6 protein-coding genes are annotated in these 4,468 nt (G+C 73.5%); all 6 read left to right on the forward strand.

Annotation, left to right across the window (positions count from 1 at the left end; translation table 11 throughout):
* The coding region (locus AB8Z36_RS32925) for an endolytic transglycosylase MltG (RefSeq protein WP_369217053.1) at positions 1 to 233 on the forward strand (233 nt) is incomplete at its 5' end.
* The gene (locus tag AB8Z36_RS32930) at positions 230 to 1,060 is read left to right on the forward strand and encodes a shikimate dehydrogenase (protein ID WP_369217054.1); all 831 of its coding nucleotides are present in this window, start codon (positions 230 to 232) and stop codon (positions 1,058 to 1,060) included. The genes AB8Z36_RS32925 and AB8Z36_RS32930, both read left to right, overlap by 4 nt.
* Positions 1,061 to 1,237: 177 nt before the next feature.
* Entirely contained in the window at positions 1,238 to 2,422 is a 1,185-nt protein-coding gene (aroC, locus tag AB8Z36_RS32935) for a chorismate synthase (protein ID WP_369217055.1), read from the forward strand.
* A 44-nt stretch (positions 2,423 to 2,466) separates the two neighbouring features.
* A complete protein-coding gene (locus tag AB8Z36_RS32940; RefSeq protein WP_369217058.1) occupies positions 2,467 to 2,949 on the forward strand; it encodes a shikimate kinase in 483 nt (160 codons plus the stop codon).
* Positions 2,946 to 4,043: a 3-dehydroquinate synthase gene (gene aroB, locus AB8Z36_RS32945; protein ID WP_369217056.1), complete on the forward strand. Its 1,098-nt coding sequence runs from the start codon at positions 2,946 to 2,948 to the stop codon at positions 4,041 to 4,043. Before AB8Z36_RS32940 ends, aroB begins: the two co-directional genes overlap by 4 nt.
* A gap of 151 nt (positions 4,044 to 4,194) precedes the next feature.
* Positions 4,195 to 4,468 (forward strand): Pro-rich N-terminal domain-containing protein (locus tag AB8Z36_RS32950; protein WP_369217057.1); only part of this gene is annotated, 274 nt, incomplete at its 3' end.

Below are 4,468 nucleotides of genomic sequence, written 5' to 3' on the forward strand. Positions count from 1 at the left end.
CCGGCACGGTCGACCAGCTCCGCAAGCTCGACGACCCGTACAACACGTACAAGATCAAGGGTCTGCCGCCCGGGCCGATCGGCAACCCGGGCGAAGTGGCGCTGAATTCGGCGCTGCACCCGGCCAAGGGAAATTGGTACTACTTCGTCTCCGTCAGCGAGGACAAGACGCTCTTCGCCGAGACGAACGAAGAGCAGAACCGCAATCGCGAGAAATACCTAGAGGGGCAATGAGCGCGCAGAAGCGTCGAGCCGCGGTCCTCGGCTCCCCGATCGCCCACTCCCTCTCCCCGGTGCTGCACCGCGCCGCGTACGGGGAGCTGGGACTCGGCGACTGGTCGTACGACCGTTTCGAGATCAACGAGACGGCGCTGCCGGAATTCATCGGGAAGCTCGGTCCGGAATGGGCGGGACTCTCGCTCACCATGCCGCTGAAGCGGGCCGTCATTCCGCTGCTCGACGAGGTCAGCGAGACAGCGGCCGCCGTCGAGGCCGTGAACACGGTGGTTTTCGCCGACGACGGCCGCAGGACCGGCGACAACACCGATGTGCCCGGCATGGTCGCCGCGCTCCGTGAGCACGGGATCGAGCAGGTCGAGTCCGCCGCGATCCTCGGCGCGGGCGCCACGGCGTCCTCGGCGCTCGCCGCCCTGGCCCGGATCTGCACCGGCGAGGTCGTCGCGTATGTGCGCAGCGACGCGCGGGCCGCCGAGATGCGGCAGTGGGGCGAGCGGCTCGACGTGGCGGTCAGGACCGCCGACTGGGCGGACGCCAAGGAGGCGCTGGGTGCCCCGCTGGTGATCGCCACGACCCCGGCGGGCGCCACCGACGACCTCGCGGGCTCCCTCCCGGAACGCCCGGCCACCCTTTTCGACGTGCTGTACGACCCGTGGCCCACCACCCTCGCCGCCCGCTGGTCGGCGTACGGCGGGGCGGTGGTCAGCGGCCTCGACCTGCTCGTGCACCAGGCGGTCCTCCAGGTCGAGCAGATGACGGGGTGCGCGTCCGCACCGCTCGACGCCATGCGCAGGGCGGGCGAGCGCGCGCTCGCGGAGCGGTAGCCCGGCGCGTCCCGCCGGCCGGGCGCGCGCGTCCACGGGGTGGGCGGGGCGTCCGTCTGTTGGACCTGGGGCCTGGGCCGGACCCGGATCGTGGGAGGATCGGGGCAAGGCGGGCCAGGGCCGCGCACCCGGCCGCGCCGTAAACCGCAGTTCCAGGCGCGAGCATGAGGAGCACCGTTGAGCAGGTTGCGCTGGCTGACCGCTGGGGAGTCCCACGGACCCGCACTTGTCGCGACGCTGGAGGGACTTCCCGCCGGCGTGCCGATCACCACGGACATGGTGGCGGACCACCTGGCCAGGCGGCGGCTCGGCTATGGACGCGGTGCGCGCATGAAGTTCGAGCGCGACGAGGTCACCTTCATCGGCGGCGTCCGCCACGGCCTGACCATGGGCTCGCCCGTCGCCGTCATGGTGGGCAACACCGAGTGGCCCAAGTGGGAGCAGGTGATGGCGGCCGACCCGGTCAACCCCGCCGAGCTCGCCGAACTGGCGCGCAACGCCCCGCTGACCCGCCCCCGCCCCGGCCACGCCGACCTCGCGGGCATGCAGAAGTACGGCTTCGACGAGGCCCGCCCGATCCTGGAGCGCGCCTCCGCCCGCGAGACCGCGGCCCGCGTCGCGCTCGGCGCGGTCGCCCGCTCCTACCTCAAGGAGACGGCCGGGATCGAGATCGTCAGCCATGTGACGGAGCTGGCGGCGGCGAAGGCCCCCTACGGCGTCTACCCGACCCCCGCCGACGTCGAGAAGCTCGACGCCGACCCGGTGCGCTGCCTGGACGCCGACGCCTCCAAGGCGATGGTCGCGGAGATCGACCAGGCCCACAAGGACGGCGACACCCTGGGCGGCGTCGTCGAGGTCCTCGCCTACGGAGTGCCCGTCGGGCTCGGCTCGCACGTGCACTGGGACCGGCGCCTCGACGCGCGGCTCGCCGCCGCGCTCATGGGCATCCAGGCCATCAAGGGCGTCGAGGTCGGCGACGGCTTCGAACTGGCGCGCGTGCCCGGCTCCCAGGCGCACGACGAGATCGTCTCCACCGACGACGGCATCAGGCGCACCTCAGGACGCTCCGGCGGCACCGAGGGCGGCCTGACCACCGGTGAGCTGCTGCGCGTACGCGCCGCCATGAAGCCCATCGCGACCGTGCCGCGCGCGCTCGCCACCGTCGACGTGGCGACCGGTGAGGCCACCAAGGCGCACCACCAGCGCTCCGACGTGTGCGCCGTGCCCGCGGCCGGGATCGTCGCCGAGGCGATGGTCGCGCTCGTGCTCGCCGACGCCGTCGCCGAGAAGTTCGGCGGCGACAGCGTCCCCGAGACCCGGCGCAACGTCCGGTCCTACCTCGACAACCTGCGGATCCGGTGACCCGCCCGGCAACCGGCGGCCCGCGGGTCGTCCTGGTCGGGCCCATGGGCGTGGGCAAGACGACGGTCGGCGAGCTGCTCGCCGGACGGCTCGGGACCGCGTTCCGGGACACCGACGCCGACATCGTCGCCGCCCAGGGCCGCGAGATCGCGGACATCTTCGTCGACGAGGGCGAGCCGTACTTCCGCGACCTGGAGCGGCAGGCCGTGCGCACGGCGGTCGAGGAGCACGACGGCGTCCTCGCGCTCGGCGGGGGAGCGGTCCTCGACGGCACCACGCGCGCGCTGCTCTCGGCGCACGCCGTCGTCTACCTCTCGATGGACGTCGAGGAGGCCGTCAAGCGCACCGGCCTCAACCAGGCGCGCCCGCTGCTCGCCGTCAACCCGCGCAAGCAGTGGCGCGAGCTGATGGACGCCCGCCGCCACTTGTACGCCGAAGTCGCCCGCGCGGTCGTCGCCACCGACGGCCGTACCCCCGAAGAGGTCGCCCAGGCGGTCCTCGACGCACTGGAGTTGAAGGAAGCATGACGACGGAGCAGACGCCCACCCGTATCCACGTCGGCGGCACCGCCGGTACGGATCCGTACGAGGTACTGGTCGGTCGGCAGCTCCTCGGCGAGCTGCCCGGGCTCATCGGCGAGCAGGCCAAGCGGGTCGCCGTGATCCACCCCGAGGCGCTCGCCGAGACCGGCGACGCGCTCCGCCAGGACCTCGCCGACCAGGGCTACGAAGCCGTCGCCATCCAGGTGCCCAACGCCGAGGAGGCCAAGACGGCCGAGGTCGCGGCGTACTGCTGGAAGGCGCTCGGCCAGTCCGGCTTCACCCGCAGCGACGTCATCGTGGGCGTCGGCGGCGGTGCCTCCACCGACCTCGCCGGGTTCGTGGCCGCGACCTGGCTGCGCGGGGTGCGCTGGATCGCGGTGCCGACCACGGTCCTCGGCATGGTGGACGCGGCGGTCGGCGGCAAGACCGGCATCAACACCGCCGAGGGCAAGAACCTGGTGGGCGCCTTCCACCCGCCGGCCGGGGTCCTCTGCGACCTCGCGGCGCTGGACTCGCTGCCCGTGAACGACTACGTCTCCGGGCTCGCGGAGATCATCAAGGCCGGTTTCATCGCCGACCCGGCGATCCTGGAGCTCATCGAGGCCGACCCGCAGGCCGCGCGCACCCCGGCCGGGCCGCACACCGCCGAGCTGATCGAGCGCTCCATCAGGGTCAAGGCCGAGGTCGTCTCCGGTGACCTCAAGGAGGCGGGCCTGCGCGAGATCCTCAACTACGGTCACACGCTCGCGCACGCCATCGAGAAGAACGAGCGCTACAAGTGGCGGCACGGGGCCGCGGTCTCCGTGGGCATGCTCTTCGCCGCCGAACTCGGCCGTCTGGCGGGGCGGCTCGACGACGCGACGGCCGACCGGCACCGCACGGTCCTGGAGTCGGTGGGCCTTCCCCTGACCTACCGCTACGACCAGTGGCCCAAGCTCCTGGAGACCATGAAGGTCGACAAGAAGTCCCGCGGTGACCTGCTGCGCTTCATCGTCCTTGACGGTCTCGGCAAGCCGACCGTCCTGGAGGGTCCCGACCCGGCGGTGCTGCTCGGCGCGTACGGCGAAGTGGGCCAGTAAGGGCTCCGGCGGGCCACGAGGTTTCGGCCACGGGCACTTCGTGGCCGCCCCGGCCGTTCACACAACGGCGGCCGGGGACGGTACCGTTCGGTAACGGGCGGCCCGGCTGCCGCCCGACCAGCGTCAGTCGCACGAGACGGAGTGGCACCGGATGCAGCACGCAGTGGGGTCTCCGCTGCCGCCGCCCCTTCAGCCGGGGCACGGACCGGCCACCGGCTGGTCCCCGGCCGCACATCAACCGAGCGCTCCGCCCCCGGGAGCAGTGCCGCCCGGCGGTCCGCCGCCCGGCGCGCCGGGCTTCGCGGGCGGCCCCGTTCCGCAGGCCCGGGGGGGGGGGGGGGGGGGGGGGGGGGGGGGGGGGGGGGGGGGGGGGGGGGGGGGGGGGGCCGCCGCCCGGCGCGCCGGGCGGCACTGCTCCCGGGGGC

Origin of the sequence: Streptomyces flavofungini, from assembly GCF_041028215.1 — a bacterium.
Lineage (GTDB): Bacteria > Actinomycetota > Actinomycetes > Streptomycetales > Streptomycetaceae > Streptomyces > Streptomyces flavofungini_B.

Bases quoted from the DNA above. Each gene is read 5' to 3' on its own strand.
- AB8Z36_RS32940 (WP_369217058.1), top strand. From the start codon at position 2,467: ATGGGCGTGGGCAAGACGACGGTCGGCGAGCTGCTCGCCGGACGGCTC.
- AB8Z36_RS32930 (WP_369217054.1), top strand. From the start codon at position 230: ATGAGCGCGCAGAAGCGTCGAGCCGCGGTCCTCGGCTCCCCGATCGCC.
- aroB (WP_369217056.1), top strand. From the start codon at position 2,946: ATGACGACGGAGCAGACGCCCACCCGTATCCACGTCGGCGGCACCGCC.